Raw genomic sequence first — 23,623 nt, 5'->3', positions numbered from 1 at the left:
AAATTCAACGATAAATTATTAAAACGTTAGTAATAAAAATCCATGCAACTCCGAAACTATCCGTCCGTCTTAAATCGTAACACATTATTCATCACATAAATCAAATGAATGTAAAAGTATGGATCAAAAAAAACTAATTGTTGCCGTATTACTCATTGTCGCCGGCTCGGGCAGACTGCAGGCACAGGAAACTGTTGCGGCTGCAGGCAATGAAGCCAGCGGGACCGGAGGAACATGCAGCTACACCATCGGACAGGTTGCTTACACATCCAATTCCGGAACAAGCGGAGAAGTGAACCAGGGAGTTCAACAACCCTATGAAATCGTCACCACAGCCGGAATAGAAGATCAGAACATCACTTTGGAACTATTTGCTTTTCCAAATCCAACCAGCGGATCAATGACTATTTCGGTAAGTGAGCACACACAGGGAAAACTTTCGTATCACTTGTTTGATATCGGGGGAAAACTTGTTCAGGAAAAAGAGATCATCCAAAACGAAACCACCGTTTCGATGGACCGCTTAGCTCCGGCCTCTTATTTATTAAAAATAACTGATAATGGTCAGTTAGTAAAAGAATTCAAAATCATTAAAAACTAACACATGAACAAACACATTTTAAATACCGCAATCTTGCTTTTGCTTGCCTTTAACCTATTTGCACAGGCACCTCAAAAAATGAGCTATCAGGCTGTAATCCGCAACGCATCCAATACCCTGGTAACAAACCAAAGCATTGGTATGCGAGTGAGTATTTTACAGGGAAGCCCCGGCGGAAGTGCAGTTTACCAGGAAACACAAGTACCAGTGTCCAATATCAATGGTTTAGTGAGTATTGAGATCGGAGCCGGAACAGTTATTTCGGGAACTTTTTCGGCAATTGACTGGTCGGCCGGACCCTATTTTGTAAAAACGGAATCAGACCCTGCAGGCGGAACGAATTATACGATCAGCGGAACCACACAGTTATTAAGCGTTCCGTATGCTTTGCACGCAAACAGTGCGAATGAGAACGACCCTATTTTTGATGCATCTGTTGCAGCAGGAATTACAGCTGCAGATACTGCAAACTGGAACAATCACACTGATTCCACAGACATTGCCGGCATGGGATATGTTGCCGGCCTGGTGAAATATGAAGTAGGTGATTTTGCACAAGGTGGGATCGTATTTTACGTAGATGAGACCGGACAGCATGGTTTGGCAGTTACTAAAAACGATTTGCCTGCTATAAAATGGTTCGCCGGTACTTATGGTAAAACACGTGCTGATGGAAATGGTATTTATGCAGGTGCGGCTAACAATGTGATCATCATTGCAGCACACCTGGCTATAGGTGATGATGGCAGCCCGTATGCAGCGGCAACCTGTAATGAACTGCAAATTACCGAAGGAACGACCACCTATTCCGATTGGTACCTTCCAACACCTGCAGAATTAGAACGTCTTGGGCTTAACTATGCTATTGTTGATGCAACTGCAACAGCGAACGGCGGAACCAATTTACTGACATCTCCCTACTGGAGTTCAAAAGAAGCAAACAATTCGGATGCAATCGCAGTGAATATCACTCCTATCGGAACAAATCTTTTCACAATTAACAAAGCTGCAGCTTTTGAAATAAGAGCGGTACGCCGGTTTTAATTAACTCATAAGTGTAAAAAAATTCAATAAAAAAACGAGGATGATTATGTCCTCGTTTTTTTATTCGGTTTGTTTGAATTATAAATTAAATGCCTGCTTTACCTCCTCATAGTTTGTTAAATCTACATTTGGATGTTGAATTAATCCGGTAGATGAAATTGCTACTACTTTGATTTTTGTAGAAGAACTTCCGGGATTAACGGTTAATCCGTCATCATCTACCCGGTCTACCGTTAAAGTTCCTAATTCATAGTTAAATAACATATGTCTGGTATAACCTCCTCCATACAAATAAGAATATGGAAGTGCATAAGTTGTTCCACCGTATTCCAGATAGCACATCACGGCACCGGTCGCAACGATATCAGCAGTAATGATCGGAACACTTAAAGTGATCGAATATCCCGCTACCTGGTCACCCGTCCAATCCGCCGCAACTGTTGCAACTGTAAAACTTTTAACATTCGCATTTCCTGCTGCACCTGCCGGACCAGTTGGACCAACGACTTCCTTTTTTTTACATGCACCCAAAAAGGTGGTTACTACCAATAAGCCAAGCATGATTGTTCCGATCTTCTTCATAATAATTTTTGTTTTAATTTCTGATTCGTGAATAATATTGATTAAGGTACATACAATTTATTTAAGGCCCGGAGTAAATATTGAATTACAATCAGCTTTTGCAACCGGTAAATCATTGTAAATCAGGAATAAATTGTTATTCCGCTGCGCTGATTCTCCCTGACACTGCGCTTAAGCTGGTTCTCACTGTATGCAGGATTTCCTGATTTTGGGCTTTTTATTCTTTTGAAATAATCTTCGGATTTATCCCCTTAGGTAATGTATCTGCTTTACCCTGACTGATGTGGCTTTACGCAAAACGAAAGATAAAGAAATGATCTAAAGGAGGAAACCCAAACCTATCAATTCAATTGAATCGTTTTTGTTTCCCTTTGGAAATAGAATTCAATGCTTTCCCGCTTAATTGATTTTACCACTAAACCGTCAAAGATCTCTTCATTGGGATAAATCTTATACATTGTCCCATCAACAGAAATGAGTGCCCGTGGTTTTTTTGAACTGCTTTTCTGGACTATTCCATAGTATTTAATGCTCGGCCAGTAAACAATCGGTTTTTCCTTTTTGGGTTTAGGTAAAGGCGGAGGAGCGTTAGGATCCAGGTTTGCAGCAGTTTTTTGAACTATTCCTGAATTCTTTAAAAACGGGTCCGGGTAATTTGCTTTCAGACGGAAGCTTTTTTTGGAGCGGATGTTTTCAATTTGCATCTCATTAATCTGGGCAACAGGTAAATTAGATTCCTCGGAAATATTGGAACTGATGCGTACAAAGAGTTTGAAGTAGATAAATCCTACAACAAGCAGTAAAATATATGTGAATCGTTTGTTTTTCAAGACAATGTCAAGGTAAAATAAGTTGTCGGAGTAGTTATATTTCCAGCTTCATCCATTACAATAACTCGCCAATAATAGGTTCCTGGAGTAAGTAATTCTATTTCTTTTGTGTTCTCATCATCGAAAACATCTGGAGTTATTTCCACCAGATCTGTAAACCCGGTATCATGTGCCACTTGGATTTTGCTTGTTCGGGGAGATTGAACAACTCCAATGTCTGCAGGTAAACTCCAGGTAAAAGTAATTGTCCCGGTACTGATAGCTGAGTTATTTGAAGGAGAGCTGAGACTTGCCAACGGGGAATTTGTTTTGTCAATATAGAAAATACGTTTGGAGAAATTAGTTTCACCGCCACCGATAAGGTATGCTTTTACACCCCAACAATAGGTTCCTTCTGCCAAATCGTTTCCGGTAATACCAGCGTTTATTCCTGTTATACCAATTTGATCTATAGGAGGAATGACATTCGGACCGGCAAAGGTATTCGATTCGTGAAGTTCAAAAGTGTAGCTTTCTGCATTTGCCACAATACCCCAGGAAAAATTCCCGTTAAAATCCTCGTTATCGTATGCATTCCCATTTGGACTTAGCAGCACAACAGAATTTCCTCCTCCCTGTGATGTTCCGACCCAAAAACGCTTGATGGCAGAAGGTTTTGAACTGAATCCGGCATTCATTGCTGTGATTCTGATTTCGTACTGCGCTGAATCCAATCCGAAGTAAAAATTGGTTCCGGTCACGATTGAATCCAAAGGAAAGCTTTGAATATTCCCGAATTCGGGACTTACGATTTCGATTCGATACTTGGTTGCCCCTTCCAGTTCTTCCCATTTGATGTGAACAGGGTTTGCATTAATGGTTGCATTATTTGACGGAAGAACTAATATCGGAGTATCTTCGGAAATGTTCTTCTCAATGAAATCTTTACAGCCGAAAAGACTAAAAGAAATGAAAAGCACTAAAAGTCTATTGATATACTTTCTGGACATAATTCTGAATTAATAAGGTTGTTGTTAAATCTATTTTACCTGTAACCGGGTCTTTTTCAGAGCTCATTTGAAAATGGATCAAACGTGCATCATCGAAGGACTGTTCTAATGTGTTTATAAATTTCAATATGGAAATGAAGTCTCCTTTTAATTCAATCTTAAACGTATTGATCTTAAAATCTGGATGCTCAAATCCATAAACTTCATCGATTTGTTTCACTGAAATTCTGGGTGATTTACGGGCCAGAAAGTTTAAAAAACCTTGTTGAACTTCTTCAACCGAAACGTTTTCCTTTCCAAGCAATTTATTTAGTTGAGCAACTTGTTTCTGAAGGATTTGAATTTCTTTTTGGGAGTTTAATGCTTCCAGTTTTTTAATTTCCAACTCATTGATATAGCTATTCGTTTCAATCGTTTTACTGAAAGCTCTTTTATAGGATACAGCAAAAAGTAGCACAGCTATAATAAGCAATGCCAGGTTCTTTTGTTTGTAGCTATATTTTTCAAAAAGCGTCATTCCCGGATATGTATTATAATGTGAAAGATTGCGTGCTGGTCATCCACTCTGGAATAATTAATAACCTCCACACTTTGAGTCCATTCCTTCTTTTCCAGATCCTCCATCCAGTCATCTAAAACTTTACTATTGACGGTAATTCCTTTGATAATGATTTTTGAATTATCAGTTTCTACTTTGTGTTTCGGTTTGAGTGGCTGCACAAGCGGGAATAATTGCATTTCTGTGAACTGAATCCCTTTAGGTACAGTGGCTCCGGTCTCATCCGCATAATAAGAAAGCAGATTACCCGATTGCATCCCTGAGTTTTGAAACAAGACCAGTTTGCGTTGCTTTTCCTGTTTGGTGCGATCCCTGACAGCAAAATTATCCTGGTATCCGGCAATTTCCTGTTCATAATCTGCAGCTAGCTGGTTCAAATGATTCACCACAAAGTAATTGATTGTAAGCGCAATCAGGAAAAAGGCCAAAATACTGACTCCTATCGTTCTGAAAAGCTTATAATCTTTGTAGTTACTCTTCGTTTGCCTGAAAGTTTCCTCGTCGATTCCCTGGTGGAATTGATCCGGATTGTTATTCTTGGCGAAGGTATAATTGACGATTGCTTCCAGGTAAGAATTCAGGACTTGTTTTTCTGAGAGTTCCTCTTCGTTCTTTAAAATGATTACCTGGTCCGAAGATGGAAACGAAAGCACATAATCAGATTGAATGGTAACCGGATTTTCCGATTTGAACGGAAGCAAGGACGGGCCAATGTACAAAGCCCAAATGAATCCTTTGACAGCCCTGACGGGATTCAAAAATTCGTCGAGTATATTCTTTCGCGCAAAAGACACCAAAACAGACCCTGACCGTTGATAGCTATTGAAGTAAAATTCGTCTTCTCTTCCCGAAACCAATAAGCGTTCTTTGTAGTTGGGAGCATTTTCAACACTCCTTGCCAGAATTCCTGCACCCCTTACGTGAATAATAAACGGAATGCCTTTATCTGCCTTCTTTAGTATTTGTTCGATCGATTCAAAGGAAGTCAGATCATGAACCGTGGTTCGCTCATGCATGCAGGTATAATGAAACAGCAATTCCCCTGATTGATTGTGAATCAGAATCAGGTTATATTTTTTGGGGACGCTATTTTGGAAAGGGATTTTCATTAATAAGTTACCGTTGGTCGAATAATGATATGCAGTTTGTATTTACGCTTTACTTTATTGCGGCTGCTGAACAACCATTTAATTACCGGAACACGGGACAATAAAGGAACTCCCTCTCCGCTGTTATTGTTTTGTTTTTTATCCAAACCACCCAACAATACCACATCTCCATTTTGAACCCGGATAACCGATTCGAAGGTTTGTTTTGTGGCATTTGGCGGTGCTGTCGGATCTACCTTACTGCCGTCGAAATCGTCATTGGTCAGCGTTATATCCATTGTAACATTTCCATCCGAAGAAACGAAAGGTTTAATTTTTACTGTCAGGTTTGCGTCTACTGATTTCCAGATTTTGGAGGTCAATACTCCCTGGTTCACAACCGTATTCTGGAAGTTGACCTGTTGTTCCTGGTAATAAGTTGTTTGCCCGATGGAAACTGTTGCCTGATGGCTGCTCAAAGTTGTGATCTTTGGTGTGCTTTCTACATCGATCATTCCATTGGATTCAAGAAGCTGAAGTGACATATAGAAGTTTTGCGTTACAGCCCCCAAATTCACAATACCAAAGCCATTGATCGTATTCAGGATGCTATTCAGTGTGCTCGCTCCCAGGTTCACATCCAAGGTTGGAAAAACAGTTCCGCTGGTTACAGTAGGCTTATCCCCCAATCCCATTTTAACTCCTGATTTAATCGTGCTGGAACGTTCCGAGATCAGGATCATTACATCGATTTGAACTAAAGGAACAACAATGTCTATGGACGAAAGAAACGCACGTAATTCACTTGCTTTTCTTGCAGGTCCCGTAACGATCAGGGCATTGAGTTCCGTAAATTCATTGACGTCCAGGTCCTGAATTAATTCTTTCGGAATAGATGCTTTTACATTTTCGATCGTCCTGTTCTCCATTCGAATTACCTCTGTTACACGAATACCTTCGGATTTGTTCTCTCCGATAAGGAACAGTTTATTGTCCTCCCTGTAAGCATATTTAGTTCCCACAAACAATAGATTCAGAATTTCCGGGAAAGTCACATTCTGGAGCTGAAAACTTGCCTTTCCCTCCGGTTTGTTGTAGAAAAAATAAGGAGTCAGGAGTTCATGTGAGGCATATTTGATAATATCAGACATTTCCGCATTGTTTGCTATCAGGTCCAAGGTTCCAAATTCATTTTTCTTGATTTGAACACCTGTTTGCTCAAAATCTGTTGTGGGCTTAAATCCGGCTCCACCACCTTGAGCGGTGTTGTTTTTTTCAGGTTTCGCTGCGAAAATATAGGTGATCCCACTTTCGTCGATAGAACTTTCCAGGCCATTTGCTTTTGCAGTCATTTGAATCACCTGGTCGTATGGACGGTTCAAAAAGTATCCTGTAATCGGTTTGTCGCGGACATCCGGAGAAATAACGATGTTTTTTCCACTTAAAGAACTGATTTCCTTCATCACTTTGTAAAGACTGTCATTCTTCAGGTCAACAGATAAAAATTCGTTGGAGGGATTGTATTTGACGTCTATCTTCTTTTCGATCTTTGGCTGCGGAATTTCTTTTCTTAACTCGCGTTTGGTAATCGCCAGGATATTTCCCACAAACCGGTATTCGATATCGAAATGCTCGTAAAGAAATACCAGTACGTCTTTCACCCTTGCATCAAAGAAGTTATATGAGACGGCATTGTTAAGCACAGGGTCGATGCTGATATTCAGATTATTTTCGAGTGCAATGGAATTTACCAATTCAGAAAGCGGCAATCCTGAAACATTCAGCTGGAAGGTATTGTTCAAACCTTTTGAGGTGTTACTCAAACTGTCGAGTCTTGCCCTCAGTAATGGCTCGGTAAAATTCTGCGCTTTCGTTCCCAGCGGAATGCTGATTATAGAAAGCAGGAAGAAAATAAAAAGGGTTTGTTTCATTTAGATTTCAGTTAATATCGGGTAGGCTTCTTCCAAAGAAGTTATTCCGGATTTAATTAATTCAAGTGCTTGTTTATTCAATGTTATAATGTTCCTGTCAATCAGTTGTTGCTCAACAGTGGATTCATTGTTTTTAATACTTTCCGAGAGTTCAAAGTCGATCGGAATTACCTCGTAAATTGCTGTTCTTCCTTTGTAGCCTGTAAAATGACAACTATCACAGCCAACAGCTTCAAATACCTTCTCGGGAATATTACTCTCGTCAAAACTTCGCGGCCAGTCTAGCGGAGAAGTAATTACTTCCTGTTTGCAATCGACACATAACTTTCTTAGCAGTCGCTGAGCAACAGAGGTGTTAATTGTACTCGCTATCAAAAACGAAGGAACCCCCATATCGATCAAACGTGAAATGGTTCCCCAGGCAGAATTGGTGTGAATCGTAGACAAAACAAGATGTCCTGTCAATGCAGCCCGGATTGCCATTTGTGCTGTTTCACCGTCCCGGATCTCTCCAAGCATAATTACATCCGGATCTTGTCTTAAAAACGAACGCAAGGCACTTGCAAAGGTCAAGCCGATCTGTTCTTTAAGCTGGACCTGGTTGATCCCTTCCAATGTGTATTCGATCGGATCTTCGACGGTTACGATGTTCCGCTTCTCATCGTTCAGTTGTTTCAGGGTAGCATACAGAGTGGTTGTCTTACCTGAACCGGTTGGTCCGCTGATGAGTACAATACCGTGTGGTTTCTTAATTCCTTCGAGGTAATTACGCAGGTCATTTTCAGTTAATCCTAGTTGGGCAATATTGATCGAAGACGCATCTTTTCCCAAAATACGCATTACGATTTTCTCGCCGTGCAGTGTGGGTAATATGGAAACCCGGATATCAAAGTTCTCGTATTGAATGCGTCCGTCCTGAGGCAATCTTTTTTCGGAAATATCGAGGTTGGAACGTATTTTTACCTTGTTGATCAATTCAGAATATTCTGATTTATCGATGGAAAAACGCTCGATCAGATGCCCGTCGATACGGATTCTGACACGTGCACGATCTTCATAGATCTCAATATGAATATCACTGCTTCCCAGGTGATTCGCGTCCTGTATAATCCGGTCTACGAAATCAATATTGGAATTAAAGACCAATTGTTTTTCCTGGTTTGCCCTTCTGAAAAACTTACCGAGCGCACGTTGAATAATTTCGGTTTTACCAGCTGTTAATTCAACTTTTTTTCCCAATAATGCACTTAGTTCCTCTTCTACGGTTGCCAGGTTTTGAGCCCCGTCCACATAAAATTTTGCTGCTTCGTCTGTGATTTCTTCCGGAATTACCCGGTAATGCCATGCCAAATCAGATGGAATCAACTGTTGCAATTCTGCAGAAACCTGTATGTTGTTCAAATCACTCATATTCCGTCGATGAATGAAGTTATTTTATAGTGAACAAATACCAGAAATATAATCGTGCATAAGGAAATATAACCTGCATAAGGAATCGACTTCTGAGCTTTGAAAAGCGACATCAACACATATCCGATCAAGCTGACAATTGTGCTGAATGTGAAAAAGTAGATGAAAAACGGGAATCCGAATAAGGGCGTAATTGCCAATAAAACCAACACATCCCCCAGCCCAAAATAGTCTTTGAATAAATTGGTTGAGCCAAAACGAATCCGGACGTAAATGACCAAAAAACCGATAAGCACACCGATAAACAGAAAATTATACAGGAAGTATTCCCAGTTGATGATGTCCCATTTGTACCAAAAACCGCTGATCAAAAGCAAAGGAGGAGTGAACCACCAAATCTCACGGTAGCGGAAATCCTGGTAAAGGATCGTTATTAAAAGGGATATGATTGCGATTAAAATCATTAATCTACTTGTGTCTCTTTTGGTTGGCCTTCCTGGTCGATTTCCCAAATATTGTACTTCCCGTCACCGTTGAAATCCTGTACGGCTTCTGCTTTTGCCTTGAATCCGGAAGGTGATGCTTCGATTATACTTATTCTGTAAAGTGCAGTGCCCCCTTCGGTAATTAATTTATGTGGAATGTAATTGATCTCCTTACCATCCATTGAATACTTGGAATACTGTAAAAAATAGGCATATTGTAAATTGTGGATCATGCGTAATTCCTGCTGGGCTTCCATACTTTTGGTCCGTGTAGCAATACCACTTTGATTTGGAATAACCAACATCAATAGAATTCCCATGATTGCAAGAACGATCAGGATTTCTGCAAGTGAGAATGCTTTTAGTTTTCTATGTTTATTCAATTTCATCATTTAATGACATTACTTAAGTTAAACATTGGCAAGTACATGGATACCATGATTACTCCGACAATTACACCGATGATTACAATGATGGCTGGCTCGATTATCGTTCCTATCATCTTTGTCCGATATTCAATTTCTTCGTTGTACTGAATGGTTAATCGGTGGAAAGTTTGATCTAACTGATTGATTTCCTCGGCGATTTTAATAAGCGAAATTAATCTTTTATCCAGAATATCGAACTTACTTAGTCCTTCATGCAGTGAATTTCCTGCTAAAATTTCTTCTTTTGCAGCCAGGATCGTTTGTTGCATCGGGTAAAAACGGATCATTTCCGAAACCAGGTCCAGGGCTTTTACCAGGGGTGTCCTGGCTTCCAGCAATAACGCCATACTCTGACAAAAACGCGCAATATAAATCTTCTGAATGAGTTTGCCGAAAATCGGGATTTTAAGAATGAAATTCCCGCTAAATTTCCGGAACCATTCTTCATTCTTCTGTGAGAAAAGATAAAATCCGGTTCCAAGGCCGATCAGAAGGAAATAGAACACGAAGGATCCGAAATTTTCAGACAGCCAAACTATCTTCAGTGTGAGCCAGGGCAATTCTTGTCCGAACTGTTTGAAAACATCTTTGAACATCGGAACCACAAAGTTCAGCATAAAATAAAGTACCCCGACTGTAATTGAAAATACAAATGCCGGGTAAGTGAAAACACTCACCAGCTGCCTTTTCAGTTTTACCTTCGAGGCAAAGTAATTTGACAAGGAAAAAAGCACATTCTTCAGCCTCCCGGATTCTTCCCCGATGCGAATACTCTGGTATTCATAAGGAGTGAAGTGTGTAGATTTTTGCATGGATTCGGAAAGTGAATTTCCTTTTACCAAATCATCCAGCAATGTTTCAATATGTCCGCGTATGTTTTTCTTCTCCTGTTCATCTATGATCAATTGCAAAGCGCGGCGCATATCGATCCCACTTTCAATGAGTGTAGCAAATTCGCCGTAGAAATGCTCCTTGAACTTATCGTTTAAAGGCTTACCTAAAACGATCTCTTTTTTTAAAAAACTCGTTTTGGCTACCTCTTCCATAATCCTCTCTTAAAATATGTGTTTATCTGGTTTTGATTTTGTTTCTGAAGCGGATAGGACAGTGAGAACCCTGTATTTTTCCATTCCAATTTAAATTCTACTATATCCCTCTTACCGATAAGGTTTTTTTCGATTGCAATCGCTCCGATATCAAATACAGTTTGATGTTCCATGTGCGAGCGGCTTAGTTTTTCATCAATTATTTCATAAATGACCGGGTCAGCCGCATGAAAACAGCTTAGTTTGTTTTTATCCAGTTGAAACGAGTCCGACTTTTCCATGTCCAGCCAAAAATTCGATCGAAACTGGAAAAAGGAATTCAATTCATTTTTGATGACAATCTCCTGTTGCAGTGCTTTATTGAAACTGTTTACGGAAAGGAAAAACAAGGAGATAAACAACCCGGTAAGGGAAAGCACTATTGCCAGTTCCAAAATGGAAAATGCTGCTATATGAATTTCTCTCCTCATCGTTCTTTCGGCCAGGTAAATTCCTGCATCCAATTTGTTTTAACACTGTTTTTCAATAATAATTGTTCTGTTCTGACAGAATCCTTTTCAGTAATGACTGTTTCGATCGTCGTTAATTTGTCTTCCCACAACTTGGGATTATAAACATTCGAATCCAGGGAATAACTCGTAAACAAAACCGACTGGAACTCGCTCTGTTCTATTGTTTCCTGGAATTGAACCGTAGAGCGCGCACTTTGGATAAAGAGCCGCGAAGCCAGTGCAAAACAAATAGCAATGATTGACAGCGCGATCGCGATTTCAGCGATGCTGGAAGCTTTTAACTTTCTAACTCGCATGAAATGATCTTTTTTCGTGAATAACCTGAGAATTCAAACCAGGCAGGACAAACAAAATCTTGCGGGAGCCGTTTGGTTGAAATGATCGCGTCCAGTAAATGGTTCGTATAAGAGCCTCCTCCTGCCAAAGTCAGTGTTTCGCCCGTATTCAAACTTCCGATGATTGATCCGTAGACTTCGGAGATCCCGCAATTGAAAACAACTCCTGCAATTACGCTGTTTTTTTGAATGGTCAATTTGGGTTGTTTTCTGAAATCATACTGTTGGGTGGTCAGTAATACTCCGCCCAATACAGAACTGTTAGCTCCTAAGTATACCGAGTGAGGTTTGTAATTCGTACTCGCTGCGTGCTCATTAAGGATCAATGTACTCGGATAACTCAAGGTCACTGAATCTTCCAGAACGATTGACTCCGATGCTAAGGCCTGAAGATTTCCCGAGAACCCCTGCTTAATATAAATTTTAGGAGCAATCAAAATCACATTAGTTAATTGGGCTTCTTTGTAAACCACTAATGAATCGAAGCTTTGAATAATAATCTTTCCGCGGAATTTCGACCGGATTTGAATCGGATCCAGTGATTGATAGTAGGCCCCGTTTTCCAGGAAGCTAATGCTGGTATCTTTCCAGCTATAAGCTGTTGGATTCAGGTTTCCTACGAAATCTTTCGGGGAAACGTTTCCGAAATGGGTTGACAAATTGAGTTTCAAATCCTTTGAGTCGTTTATTTCACCGTAAACCAATTCGGGATTGGAATAGTTCTTTCCGCCGATATATGCCAGTTCAACCCGTTTATTGGGTAAATAAACAGCTCCTTCAATGAACGTTTCTCCGCAGATGCGCAATCCGTCCGAACCGGATCTTATCACAAGAGCCGGTAGTGATCCTTCAAATTCACTTCCAATAAGTGCTGACCTGTTAACCGACCGCTCATTTTTAAACGTTTGGCTCGTCACCAGGTAATAAGATCCCCAAATTGATTTATGAATGATGCTGGTATCCCCGCTTTCATGAACAAACTGAAGTGAGTCGTTTACCTTAACCTGCTGCAAACCCAATTGAATTCCCTGGTACGAATCAAGTAATAAGTGCTCCTGGCTTGTATGTACAAACTCGATGCGTTTTTGAGCACTGAAAATGAAGAATACACTTGAAGCAAGGAGTCCGATAAACAACGCGAAAACGATGGCGTAAGATATGGCTGAAGCGCGAATCATTTGTTTCGCTTTTTCTTTTCTTTAGGTTGTGTCTCTTCCCGGTCAGTACTTTTGTTCTTTTTAGGTTTTGGTTCCTTTGACTTCTCTTTCTTTTTCCAGAATTTCAGTTTTCCCCAAAAGTTGCTCATTTTCTCCTTGAAGGATTTCTTTTCAGAACCGGAATGTTCGTTTTTTTGTTTCCCTGCCTTAACTTTCTCTGTAACCAGAACCCCTTTTTTGTAGTTTGTTTTAATCAAACTGTCGTTTTGATCCCTGGAAATCTGAGTACCATCCAATTTAAAATTCGAATAACGGCTCTGGGAAATTAGCTTACCCGTGGAATCATTGACAGTTGTCAGGACCATCTTCTTATTTTTCAGGATCGTTGTGTCTCTCGAAATAATCTGAACCTCGCTGGATTTATAAACAATTGTCTTTTGAATGATCCCTTCCCGGTTGTAATATAACTGCTTGCCGATCTGAATTCCTTTCGACCAGTTTTCCTGGTGAATTAAGATCCCGTTGGGAGCCCAATGCTTCCAGACACCATGCTTCAATCCTTTTTTGAAAAGTCCTTTTTCTGCTAACTGATTGTTCTTGTAAAAAGATTCATAATCACCATTCAATAAACTTCCCGAACTTCCCCCCTGGGTAATCAAAACTTTTTGAGACTTGAACCAATAATAACTTTTGTTCGGGTTATATTTTTTTAACCGGCTTTCATCAGTATCCAGCACGTGAAAAATAATGGACTTATCATCTTGCTTGATGTGGAACTTATTTTCGATTTCGATCTTTTGAGAAAAACCTGTAAATGAATGAGATAATATAAGTCCCAGTAAAAAAATCGTTTTAAACAAATTGGCAACCATAGATTTAGTTGATTTGGTTTTATATTTTTTTGACAAAATTAGTATTTATTACAGTAGGATTTCTAATTTTGTAACAGAAACTGATTCTAACCAAATTTGGAGTAACAACTCAACTTAATTTAAACCTTTATGCCTAAATTATTCCTTGCGTGTCTTACATTATTTTTTTTTAATGGAGTAATATATTCCCAATCTGTTGTTTTCAATCCAATGGTAAAGGATTCAATAGCAAGCGATTCCATTTCCTATTCAATCAGTGGTTATCTCGAAATAAACGATTCACTTGATATTCAAATAGAACTGGTTCAAATTTATCCTGATTCATTATCTACCGTTTTTTCCATGCAATCCGGATTTGATCAAAATCTTCATACTACCAACAGTCAACTTCAATTTGATTCCGCAACAAATGAATTTTCAATTCAATGCGGGGTATTCAATAATTCTGACCTGATGTTTCGCTTAACACTTTTCAGGGATGAGGAAAAGATCTATGAAACGTATTACAAATAACATCGGTGTTATGAATCTAATTAAAAGATTATTTCTATTGGTCATACTTTTGGCATTTGCCTTTAAAAGTAGGGCCCAACTTCGTCCATCAGCCGCGATATTATTAAATTCAGTGAATCAAACAACTTGTTATGGTTCCATGGGAGATGCGAATATTAATTTGCTGCTGATTAATCCTCCCGCTTCTACAGTTATCGGCGGATATACTTTAGTGCTTAACAAGGATGGTGCTTATTATTCAACGTTCACAAGCAGTGTCATACAAGGTTCCACATCATTGATTCTCCCCATATCCAATTTACCTGTAGGAAGTTATACATTATCAGGGACTATCAATGGGTACAACACATCAACAATGGCGGTGAATATTCATTCGGTCGCTACTCTCTCTTTTTTCATCGGTTATCAAGCAATATGGTCCGAAACAAAGGAAATGGCAATCCAAACCCTTAGCTCAACCGTTCTTCAAAATGTAACCACACCAACCTCCACCTACGCCGGTGCCCGTGCTTCTAATACAGATATTGGCGACTGTTGGGTTTTGGCAACTCCTTTTTTTAATTCGGGGAACGCAACAAATCGCAGTGTTTATGTGTCATTGGTAAATACAGCGGCTTTAGTTTCATTCAACCCACTTACTCAAAATGGGTACCTGGAATTTCGGAAAGCAGGCTCCGACCCTGCTACAGGCGATGGAGTTTATTACAAAAGTACTTCCGGTACATTTAAACTCACTGGAGTGACTTATACCGACAAGATACGGGTGGTCAAATTTGGTTCAAACCTGCTTTTTTACAAAGATCACACTGTCACAGCTTTGGCATCGGGTGCCACTAGTCCATATATAGCAAGCCTTAGTACCCAGCTTGTCTTAACTCCTTTTACAACGGTTATTAACGATGGGGTAAATATCGCTACCTCCCTTAAGTGTAATTCATCCGGTGATGTTTATGCAACGCTTTTTCATGAATTGGATGGTTATTACTATACGATGAAAAACGGGAAACTACGTTTTGTATTCAATCAAAATTACGACACTCAAAACAACATGAAGTTCAATATTTACGATCAAAAAGGACTTCTAATGAAAACACAGACCAGCTTTCCAGCGGTTCAGGTGATTTATGGAGAGAATTACCTTACACTCGACTTAACTACAACAAACGGCTGTATTGGTCAGGGTTTCTTTATCCTTGAAGTGATCAGTGATAAAAAAGAGAAAATGGTCCTCCGTTTTTACAATGAGTATAATTCGTGTACACCTGAAGGGGAAGGTGCCCCGGGAGGAATTGGCGGATAATTCATAATATAATAACTAAAACAAATAATTTTGAAAAAAATCAATTACATCGGTTTTTCAGTGCTAATTATTACCAATCTGGTACTGATCGGTCTTTACTTTTTTGGAAAAAGTGATAACACCGCATATTTTGAGTTCAACAAAGTTTACAATGACTGTTCATTGAAGAAAAAGTTGGAAACTGACTTGGAAAAAGTCTTTAGCGCACGCAAAAGTGAGTTAGACTCTTTGCAGTTGGAGCTTTCCTTAATTTCAGGTAAGATCGAATCAAAGAATGCGTCCGGTTTGGAACTTCAGAAATTTGAAGATACGAAAACACGCTTTTTGACACTCCAGGAGAATTACGAACAGGAAAATATGCGTCTGAAGGATACATATACTGCTCAGATCCGCAAAGAAATTAATGATAAAGCACGCTTGTTTGCAGAGAAGAAAGGGTATACTTATTTATTTGCCGCAATGGGTGACGGGACCATCATGTATGCTTCTGATAAAAATGATGTGACGAAAGAATTCCAGGAATTTATAGATAAATAACCATGCGCTTCTTACTTCCTGTTTTACTCTTCCTTGTTGCTGCCTGTTCTTCCTCCAAAAAGGATTTTGAATCCAGAGAGGAATTCGAAGCATATATCAATGATGTGGACAATGGCTATATCCAAAGCGATGAAGCAGGAGACCTGTTGTTTGAAGCAAAACTGAATCCGCCTTTAGCGGATGATCCCCATCCGCAGTTTACGATTCAAATGCGCATTAGCAGATTGGATAGAAAACCTGTTTTGGAAACAAATACCACTTCCAAATCAGAAGTTCTGGAACGCGAAGGCTACCTTTCATTTGATTTGGCCAAAGACGTTTCCGTTGAGTATGACGGTAAGGCAGTCGCTTGTGTCTTCCATCATTACGAGCGCAATTACGGTTTAAAACCTTCCATCGATGTATTCTTCCAGTTTCCTGCCTTGGAGGATCCGAAGGAAAACCCGGTGTTCCTTTACAGGGATCAGCAATTCGGAGAAGGATTGATTAAAATAGAATTTGATAAAGAATTATTTACCACTTGTTATGTTAAAAAATAAAGGATTGTTAACCCGGATCAGATCCTCCAGAGGATTTAAAGGTCTTTGCACACTTTTAATGCTGAGTATCTTTTTCGAGATCGTTCAGCCAACGGTTTCACTGGCACTTACGGAGGGTCCGTCGCAACCGGAGGTTCAGTCATTTGAACCGATCGGAACAACAGACATGGTAGATGTTTTCAGCGGTGATTTCAACTACAACATTCCCCTGTTTAACTTGCCCGGTCCAAACGGTGGCTATCCGATTAACCTGGCTTATCACGCAGGGGCTTCCGTTGATGATGAAGCATCCTGGGTTGGATTGGGCTGGAATATCAATCCCGGAAGTTTGGTCCGCAATATGCGCGGTTTACCGGATGAATTCAAAAGTACGGAATCCGGTGATAATGCTGCTGCCACCGGGGATTACCTGGAAGTGAAATCCGATATGAAACAAAACATGACAGTCGGTTCTTCATTCAACACCAAGCTTGAATTGGTTGGTGCGGATTTTACAGCTTCGTCAAGTTATTCTACTTCTATATACTATAACAATTATCGCGGACTTGGAATTTCGATGGATAAGAGTATCTCTGCGGGAATAGGTGATGTGCAAGGTGGAACAGGTTTGTCTTTGGATTCGGACAATGGAGTGGGTGTAAGTACTCAGTTAGGTTTTAAGGATAATTACAAACGCAACCAGATGGATCATGAGTTCAAACTTACGTTTGATGGAAAACTATCTATGGATTATTCCCTTACCAGGACAAAAAAACCGAGTGCGTTGGTGAGATTGGTTGCTGCGACATTTGGGATAACACTTAAAAACAAACAATCACATGCAGGTTCTTCTATGACCTTTGCCCGAAGTGCTTTTTCCCCGTCTCTTGCCTTTAAAATGAACAAATGGAATGCTTCTTTCGGATTATACGGAGGTGTGCAAACTACTTATGTCTATGCAGGTTATGGGGGGTCAGTCTTTTTCAATACGGAAGACATGAATGATGAGAACAAAAGTGGGCGCAAGCACCTGGTTCTCGGTTACGATAATTTTGGTAATACAAGTGCAGGATCGGGAGAAAAATACTCAAAGGACTTCTCCAGGGAGCGCGACGGGCAAATAACTGCTACGGCTCCCTATCTTCCTGTTTCAAACTATACCTATGATACATACGCTTCATCAGGTCAGGGATTGAGCGGTTACTTCCGTCCGCACCGCAATGATGTGGGAAGGGTACACGATCCAAAATTGCGAAACGATATTTACGGCGGTAGTTTGAATGTAGAAGTTGGCGCCGGTGGAGTTGCTGAGGCAGGAATCCAGATAAATTTGAATTATGGATATACTTCCCAGGGGGCCTGGGATGAGAACAACGAATTGAACAATGAATTCGGAGCTTCACATCCTTCATCCTCTACCACAACCACCTTAGACGAAAACGTATATTACAAAGCTCACGGTGAACCCGCTATCCTGGAGAATTCAGATATCGATTACCAGTTTGACCTATCTCTTCCGAAATTGAAGTTTGCACCAAAGGGAACTTCGGGAAGTGGTACAACGATGTATGGTGGGAAACGCCACATGAAAGATGCAGATTTCCCGACCTTTTCTACTGGAAAAAAAACTATAGGAAAGCCCCGCTCAAAAAGAAATACCACGATCAGCAATTTAAAAAATTCGGATGTAACCAATTTGGGAGAATACCAGGTTAAACATTATAACTGGAGTTCACTTGACCTCACACAGCAGCCATCCGTAAGCTTTAACAGAAGTACGCGAAATGGTGTAAATATCGGTTCTCATTATGCCGGGTTCAAGGTTTTGAACGAAGAAGGAGCGCACTATGTGTATGCACTTCCGGCTTATAACAATGCAGAAGTTGAAAATTTATTTTCCACAGAAGGTGGGATCCAAAACGGAACCTATCTGACAAATATCGATCTCAAAAACAATGAAGTGGATTACAAGCAATATGCTAAAGGCCATCAGTATATCAAAAAAGTAAAAAAATCACCCTTTGCACACTCCTATTTATTGACTTCGGTTCAGGGAGCGGATTATGTAGATATTACCAATAACGGCCCTTCGAATGATGATTTGGGTTATTGGGTGAAATTCTCTTATGTAAACAAAGCAACGAATTACAAATGGAGAGCTCCTTATGACCGTTCCAAGGCCTTCTTTAGCCAGGGAGCGTCTTATACGGATGAAGACGATAAAGCGTCTTACAGCTACGGAGAAAAAGAATTGTGGTATATGGGTCGGATGGAAACCAAGACTCACGTGGCTATCTTCAAGATGAGCGAACGGGAAGACATGGTGGAAGCATCTGCGGAAATCGGAACTACAACGGATACGGATTTATCGGACCAGCAAGTTCCTTTGAAATTAGATGCTATTGTTATCTATGATAAAAAATCATTCGAAGACCTGGGAGAGAACGCACGTTTCTTGCAAAAGATCGTTTTTGATTATGAGTATAAATTATGCAGGGGAATTCCTAATTCAAAAAACACAATCAATAGTCATGGAAAACTGATGCTCACTAAACTTTCTTTTATGAGCAATGGCTCGACGAGGGGCTTAAATAACAGTTATAGTTTCCAATACCAAGCAGCTGCTGACGGTCCGGCCGGAACAACGTATGCCAATCCCTACTTTCAAACGGGTGCTTACGATTCCTGGGGAATGTACAAACCCAGGATTGATCATGAATTTGCAAACAACTTCCCTTATGTAAATCAGTTTAACCAACATTGGGATGACTTAATCACCTGGAAACCGCCATACACGCATTCTGTTGAAGATCAGGCCACCAGGGAGATTACAAAATCTACCCAGGACGGACTTGCTTCTGCCTGGAGTTTAAGCAAAATCATCTTACCGAGTAAAGGAGAGATCAATGTCAAATACGAGGCGGACGATTACGGGTATGTACAGCATAAAACCGCCAATCAGATGTTCAAAATAGCTTCTTTAGGGAATACGAATAACCCGGGACGCATTTACGAAGACAAGCAAGAAAATTTTGAAACGGATCCGGAAAAAAAACGGGTTTACTTTAAATTGGAGAAGCCTATCCCAACTTCTAATACCCTGGATGAGTGTGCCGCAATCGTTTTTAATGATTATGTCAAACCTATTCACCAGGAAAATGGTGAGCGTTACCTCTATTTTAAGACCAAAATGAAATTGACCTCCGGTGTACATGACTATGTGTCCGGATACCTGCCTATGGAAAATGGTCCGAAAGTCCTTGACGTACGCACATACGGAGTTGCTGAAGTAGACCTGGAGAACAATTCACATATTGCATCTGTTGACGGAATATCCTGTTACACTTACGGATATGTTACGGTCAAATCAACCTCCAAGATTCGTAAACCTTCTCAGAAATATACTTACCACCCGATGGCTATTGCCGGGTGGACCTATCTTCAAACAAGCGCCACGGAATTGTTCCAGGATCAGGCCGGTTTTTCTGATGATGTGAATGAAAGTAATTTCATGGGCAAAATCGGGGCATTCATGAATATCCTGCCCGAAATGCTCATAAATTGGGGTGGTGTTAAAAATTATTGCGCAGGTAAGAAATTCTGCAGTGATATCAATCTGAATCTTTCCTGTATTCGTTTGGCAAGCCCGGATAAAATTAAATTCGGAGGCGGGCACCGTGTTAAGGAAATTTCCATTACGGATGACTGGGGAACTTCTACAGGTGGTGGAACAGCGGATAACCGGACATACGGTCAGCGTTACGAATATACGATCGAAGAAAACGGAAAGCTGATTTCCAGCGGTGTAGCTGCTTATGAACCACAAGCCGGTGGCGATGAGAACGCCTTAAAATACCCGTACTTTTATGCGGAAAAGCAAAACTATTTCAGCAAGAATAATTTATTTACAGAGGCTCCCTTCAACGAAGCGCTTTTCCCGGGGGCAAATGTCGGATATCGGAAAGTAACAGTTTCTTCTATCAATACAGATAACCAAATAAAAAATGCAGCTCCTGGGGGGGCTCCTCCTGTTGGCCGCACCGGTGGAATTACGGAGCACTATTTCTACACTGCAAAGGAATTCCCCACGATGGTGGAAGCAAGTCAGCTGAAGGAAGAGAACAGTACACTGGATAGTTATAATTTGTTGATCCCGATTCCATTGATCGGTTCCCTGAAATACAATTACTATCATGGTACTCAAGCCTTCAAAATTGAGTTGAATGACATGCATGGGAAACCGAAAGGAATCAAGACCTATGAGATTAATAATTACGTAAAAAATATCAGTCCGATCACCGAAACAAGTTATGAATACCAATGCGACCCCATTTCATATATGGGGGAACAGGTTTGGAAACTGAACAACGAAGTATCGGTTATACCGAATGACAATTCACACACCCCGTCAAGCACGAAATTACTGGGCGTGGAAGTTGATCTGTTTACCGATCAGCGGGAATCCAAGTCGTTCCATGTAAGTGCCGGTGCGGCATTTAACCTCGACGTTGCTCCTCTCCCTTTCCCTTTACCAAGTGTATGGCCTTCGTATAGCAACACAAAACAGCTTTTCAGAACCTATGTGACTAATAAGGTGATTCATCGTGCCGGAATCTTAAAGAAAACAATTTCAAGGGATTTGCAAAGCAGCAATGAATCTGAAATTATGGCATACGATGAAATTTCCGGGAATCCGATCCTGGTAAAAACCAAAAATGAATTTGGAGATGATTTCTACAGTTATAGTATTCCTGCGTATTATCAGTACGATTTAATGGGGCATGCTTCCAGGAACATTGACTACTGCTTCAAAACAACCTTAAATTTAGCTTCCGGCAATTGCTATTATACATTTAACGCCACAACTCCGGTTGATCGCACAAATGAGTTGGTTCGGGGAGATGAATTGCTTGTGAATGGTGTGAAATGTTATTTCCTGGGCTGGACTTACAATGGGGATTTAAAAGCATCGGGAATGATTCATGCTCCATTCGGATCTATCCCAGGGAGTCTTACAGATGCGTCATTGCGTGTTATCCGTTCCGGAAGAAGAAACCATTATGCTACGATGGCCGGTAATTACCTGACGAAAGGAAGTATTGAAAACAATGGCTTAAGCAATATCTCATTGACATTGGGAGATGGAACTGCGTATACCGCGAAGAAAATAAACGCAAACGTACTTTCTGCAACTGCCAGCCTATTCATGGACAGCTGGAGAGATGAGATCCCCGGAACCTACCAAACCTTAGATTTCCCAATGAAAGACCGTCTGGGAAATACCATGCTCGATGAAAGAGGAAACCCTATTATTATGTATGGCGAAACATTTATTGGAGATGATCAGGTGAATCCTTACTTAACAGGAAACGCCGGGATCTGGAGATCCTATAAATCCTATACCTATGTTGGTAAACGCAAATCTTCTGCTTTGTTGTCATACAATGCAACAGATACAGATCCGAAATTGTACGATGACGGCGTCTTTGACGAAGCAGTTCCGATGTTTGACTGGAACCTGGGGCTTCCCGAAGATTATACAAATGGTGTTGGAGGCCCGTATACTTATAAAGACTGGGAATGGACCAATGAAATCACCCGCTTCAATACGGAAGCTTATGAAACGGAAAATGTAAACCGTTTGGGAATTTATTCTTCTGCTCTGTACGGATATGATAATTCTCTATCTATTGGAGTTGGTGGAAATGCCTCCTTGCATGAATTGGGTGTAATGGATTTTGAAACCTTTTCAACTGCTAGCGTTCCTTTCGGACAATCATTGAGAGAAAATGGTTTGAATTTCTATAACAATACCGTCAATGCTCCTAAGAAATTACTTGTTACGGAAATAGTGAATTTCTCAAATGCATTGTATACCGCTAACAATGATGTGGTGGAGATCACCTTTAAGTTTAAAACACCGGATGAAGCCACTGCCTTTGCAGCTTTGGTTGATGCAAGTAATTACAATATGGGGAATAATACTCCGACACTGGAGACATATCAAAACAAATCAAGTAAGCTGGAGAATACCTTTGGAATCACTTTGGTGAGCAAAGCTTCCGCGAACAAAAAAGGAAACCAATCACTCTCCTTAAACGGAAGGCTCCAGGGCAGTGTTGCTGTGGGATCTTATGAAGTGAAGTGTACGTTTAAACCTTATGTATGTAAACCTGGTGACGCGGATAAATTCCTTCCAAACAACAGTTACTATTACGGGAAAATCACCATGCTGAAAAAACGTTCTGTTGCGAATGTGGAAAGTTCCGTAGTAGCGACAACAACCTTTCCTGCAAGCGGCACCGACGGAATGAAAGCACATTCAGGAAAGAAAATGATGAAGGTAAACGGCTCACTGATGTTTGAACAGCAAAAATTCTGTTTTGAAAAGAATAAAACATATGTTCTTTCCATGTGGGTATCCCGTACAAATCAGGACGTCAAAACCTATCAGACATCCAATTTGGTGCAGCCTATTATGATTAACCAAAGCACTTTGGCCTGGGTGTTACCGCCAGCACCTTCGGCAACTACTACCGTGAAATATACTTATGGTAAAATAATCGAAGGCTGGCAAAAAGTGGATATTGAATTTAACATTGGCAATGATGGCGTATTTGATAATAATATTTTTGCCATCCGCTTCAATACCGGGAGTACGCCATTATATGTAGACGATGTACGCTTATCTCCGAAAACCGGGGGAATGAAAACCTTTGTTTACGATCCGATTACTTTCTGGCTAAAAGCTACTCTGAATGTAGATAATTATGCGACTTTTTATCATTACAACGAACAGGGTGCATTGACTTTAACGAAGCAGGAAACGGAAAAAGGAATTTTCAGTGTTTCGGAAAGCAGAAGCAGATTAAAAAAATAAATGTCT

The 23,623-nt window shown here is 40.4% G+C and carries 21 protein-coding genes; 7 read left to right on the top strand and 14 right to left on the bottom strand.

The annotated features are described in order from the left end of the window. Positions 1 to 118: 118 nt before the first annotated feature. Positions 119 to 601: a T9SS type A sorting domain-containing protein gene (locus K0S23_RS06220; RefSeq protein ID WP_300355564.1), complete on the top strand. Its 483-nt coding sequence runs from the start codon at positions 119 to 121 to the stop codon at positions 599 to 601. A 3-nt stretch (positions 602 to 604) separates the two neighbouring features. Continuing rightward, a complete protein-coding gene (locus tag K0S23_RS06215; protein WP_300355563.1) occupies positions 605 to 1,645 on the top strand; it encodes a hypothetical protein in 1,041 nt (346 codons plus the stop codon). Positions 1,646 to 1,723: 78 nt separating this feature from the next. Here K0S23_RS06215 and K0S23_RS06210 read toward each other — a convergent pair whose 3' ends face one another. From K0S23_RS06210 to K0S23_RS06145, 14 genes are all read right to left on the bottom strand, one after another. Beyond that, on the bottom strand, positions 1,724 to 2,227 hold the full coding sequence (locus K0S23_RS06210; RefSeq protein WP_300355562.1) for a hypothetical protein: 504 nt from the start codon (positions 2,225 to 2,227) through the stop codon (positions 1,724 to 1,726). A gap of 341 nt (positions 2,228 to 2,568) precedes the next feature. Then, positions 2,569 to 3,057 (bottom strand): hypothetical protein, encoded by a 489-nt coding sequence (locus tag K0S23_RS06205; protein ID WP_300355561.1) that lies wholly within the window; start codon positions 3,055 to 3,057, stop codon positions 2,569 to 2,571. Continuing rightward, positions 3,054 to 4,046, bottom strand: a complete 993-nt coding sequence (locus K0S23_RS06200) for a hypothetical protein (protein WP_300355560.1) — start codon at positions 4,044 to 4,046, stop codon at positions 3,054 to 3,056. Before K0S23_RS06200 ends, K0S23_RS06205 begins: the two co-directional genes overlap by 4 nt. Beyond that, the gene (locus K0S23_RS06195) at positions 4,024 to 4,563 is read right to left on the bottom strand and encodes a hypothetical protein (protein ID WP_300355559.1); all 540 of its coding nucleotides are present in this window, start codon (positions 4,561 to 4,563) and stop codon (positions 4,024 to 4,026) included. Before K0S23_RS06195 ends, K0S23_RS06200 begins: the two co-directional genes overlap by 23 nt. Then, a complete protein-coding gene (locus K0S23_RS06190; protein ID WP_300355558.1) occupies positions 4,560 to 5,714 on the bottom strand; it encodes a hypothetical protein in 1,155 nt (384 codons plus the stop codon). The genes K0S23_RS06195 and K0S23_RS06190 overlap by 4 nt, the downstream gene beginning before the upstream one ends. Next, the gene (locus tag K0S23_RS06185; protein WP_300355557.1) at positions 5,714 to 7,624 is read right to left on the bottom strand and encodes a type II secretion system protein GspD; all 1,911 of its coding nucleotides are present in this window, start codon (positions 7,622 to 7,624) and stop codon (positions 5,714 to 5,716) included. The genes K0S23_RS06190 and K0S23_RS06185 overlap by 1 nt, the downstream gene beginning before the upstream one ends. Further along, on the bottom strand, positions 7,625 to 9,034 hold the full coding sequence (locus K0S23_RS06180) for a GspE/PulE family protein (RefSeq protein WP_300355556.1): 1,410 nt from the start codon (positions 9,032 to 9,034) through the stop codon (positions 7,625 to 7,627). Further along, a complete protein-coding gene (locus tag K0S23_RS06175) occupies positions 9,031 to 9,498 on the bottom strand; it encodes a prepilin peptidase (protein ID WP_300355555.1) in 468 nt (155 codons plus the stop codon). The genes K0S23_RS06180 and K0S23_RS06175 overlap by 4 nt, the downstream gene beginning before the upstream one ends. Then, positions 9,498 to 9,908: a type II secretion system protein gene (locus tag K0S23_RS06170; protein ID WP_300356187.1), complete on the bottom strand. Its 411-nt coding sequence runs from the start codon at positions 9,906 to 9,908 to the stop codon at positions 9,498 to 9,500. The genes K0S23_RS06175 and K0S23_RS06170 overlap by 1 nt, the downstream gene beginning before the upstream one ends. Next, on the bottom strand, positions 9,908 to 10,993 hold the full coding sequence (locus tag K0S23_RS06165) for a type II secretion system F family protein (RefSeq protein WP_300355554.1): 1,086 nt from the start codon (positions 10,991 to 10,993) through the stop codon (positions 9,908 to 9,910). The genes K0S23_RS06170 and K0S23_RS06165 overlap by 1 nt, the downstream gene beginning before the upstream one ends. Continuing rightward, positions 10,981 to 11,496 carry a hypothetical protein gene (locus K0S23_RS06160; protein WP_300355553.1) on the bottom strand — a complete coding sequence of 172 codons (516 nt, stop codon included), beginning with the start codon at positions 11,494 to 11,496 and terminating at the stop codon, positions 10,981 to 10,983. Before K0S23_RS06160 ends, K0S23_RS06165 begins: the two co-directional genes overlap by 13 nt. Further along, complete coding sequence (locus tag K0S23_RS06155) at positions 11,460 to 11,801, bottom strand: hypothetical protein (RefSeq protein ID WP_300355552.1); 342 nt, start codon at positions 11,799 to 11,801, stop codon at positions 11,460 to 11,462. The genes K0S23_RS06160 and K0S23_RS06155 overlap by 37 nt, the downstream gene beginning before the upstream one ends. Then, the gene (locus K0S23_RS06150) at positions 11,783 to 13,018 is read right to left on the bottom strand and encodes a hypothetical protein (RefSeq protein WP_300355551.1); all 1,236 of its coding nucleotides are present in this window, start codon (positions 13,016 to 13,018) and stop codon (positions 11,783 to 11,785) included. The genes K0S23_RS06155 and K0S23_RS06150 overlap by 19 nt, the downstream gene beginning before the upstream one ends. After that, entirely contained in the window at positions 13,015 to 13,905 is an 891-nt protein-coding gene (locus K0S23_RS06145) for a hypothetical protein (protein ID WP_300355550.1), read from the bottom strand. The genes K0S23_RS06150 and K0S23_RS06145 overlap by 4 nt, the downstream gene beginning before the upstream one ends. A 174-nt stretch (positions 13,906 to 14,079) precedes the next feature. Between K0S23_RS06145 and K0S23_RS06140 the strand changes: the two genes are divergently transcribed. From K0S23_RS06140 to K0S23_RS06120, 5 genes are all read left to right on the top strand, one after another. After that, positions 14,080 to 14,382, top strand: coding sequence for a hypothetical protein (locus K0S23_RS06140; protein ID WP_300355549.1), 303 nt, complete (start codon positions 14,080 to 14,082; stop codon positions 14,380 to 14,382). Between the two features lie 112 nt (positions 14,383 to 14,494). Continuing rightward, positions 14,495 to 15,682 (top strand): hypothetical protein, encoded by a 1,188-nt coding sequence (locus K0S23_RS06135; RefSeq protein ID WP_300355548.1) that lies wholly within the window; start codon positions 14,495 to 14,497, stop codon positions 15,680 to 15,682. 30 nt (positions 15,683 to 15,712) lie between these two features. After that, positions 15,713 to 16,219: an OmpH family outer membrane protein gene (locus K0S23_RS06130; RefSeq protein WP_300355547.1), complete on the top strand. Its 507-nt coding sequence runs from the start codon at positions 15,713 to 15,715 to the stop codon at positions 16,217 to 16,219. Between the two features lie 2 nt (positions 16,220 to 16,221). After that, complete coding sequence (locus K0S23_RS06125) at positions 16,222 to 16,758, top strand: hypothetical protein (protein ID WP_300355546.1); 537 nt, start codon at positions 16,222 to 16,224, stop codon at positions 16,756 to 16,758. After that, on the top strand, positions 16,745 to 23,617 hold the full coding sequence (locus tag K0S23_RS06120; RefSeq protein WP_300355545.1) for a hypothetical protein: 6,873 nt from the start codon (positions 16,745 to 16,747) through the stop codon (positions 23,615 to 23,617). Before K0S23_RS06125 ends, K0S23_RS06120 begins: the two co-directional genes overlap by 14 nt. Positions 23,618 to 23,623: the final 6 nt, after the last annotated feature.

The sequence above is a fragment of the Fluviicola sp. genome (assembly GCF_029266855.1).
In the GTDB taxonomy this organism is placed as follows: Bacteria; Bacteroidota; Bacteroidia; order Flavobacteriales_D; family Crocinitomicaceae; genus Fluviicola.
Note: the sequence above shows the minus strand (reverse complement) of the source record. Positions and strands in the feature narration are given on the sequence as shown.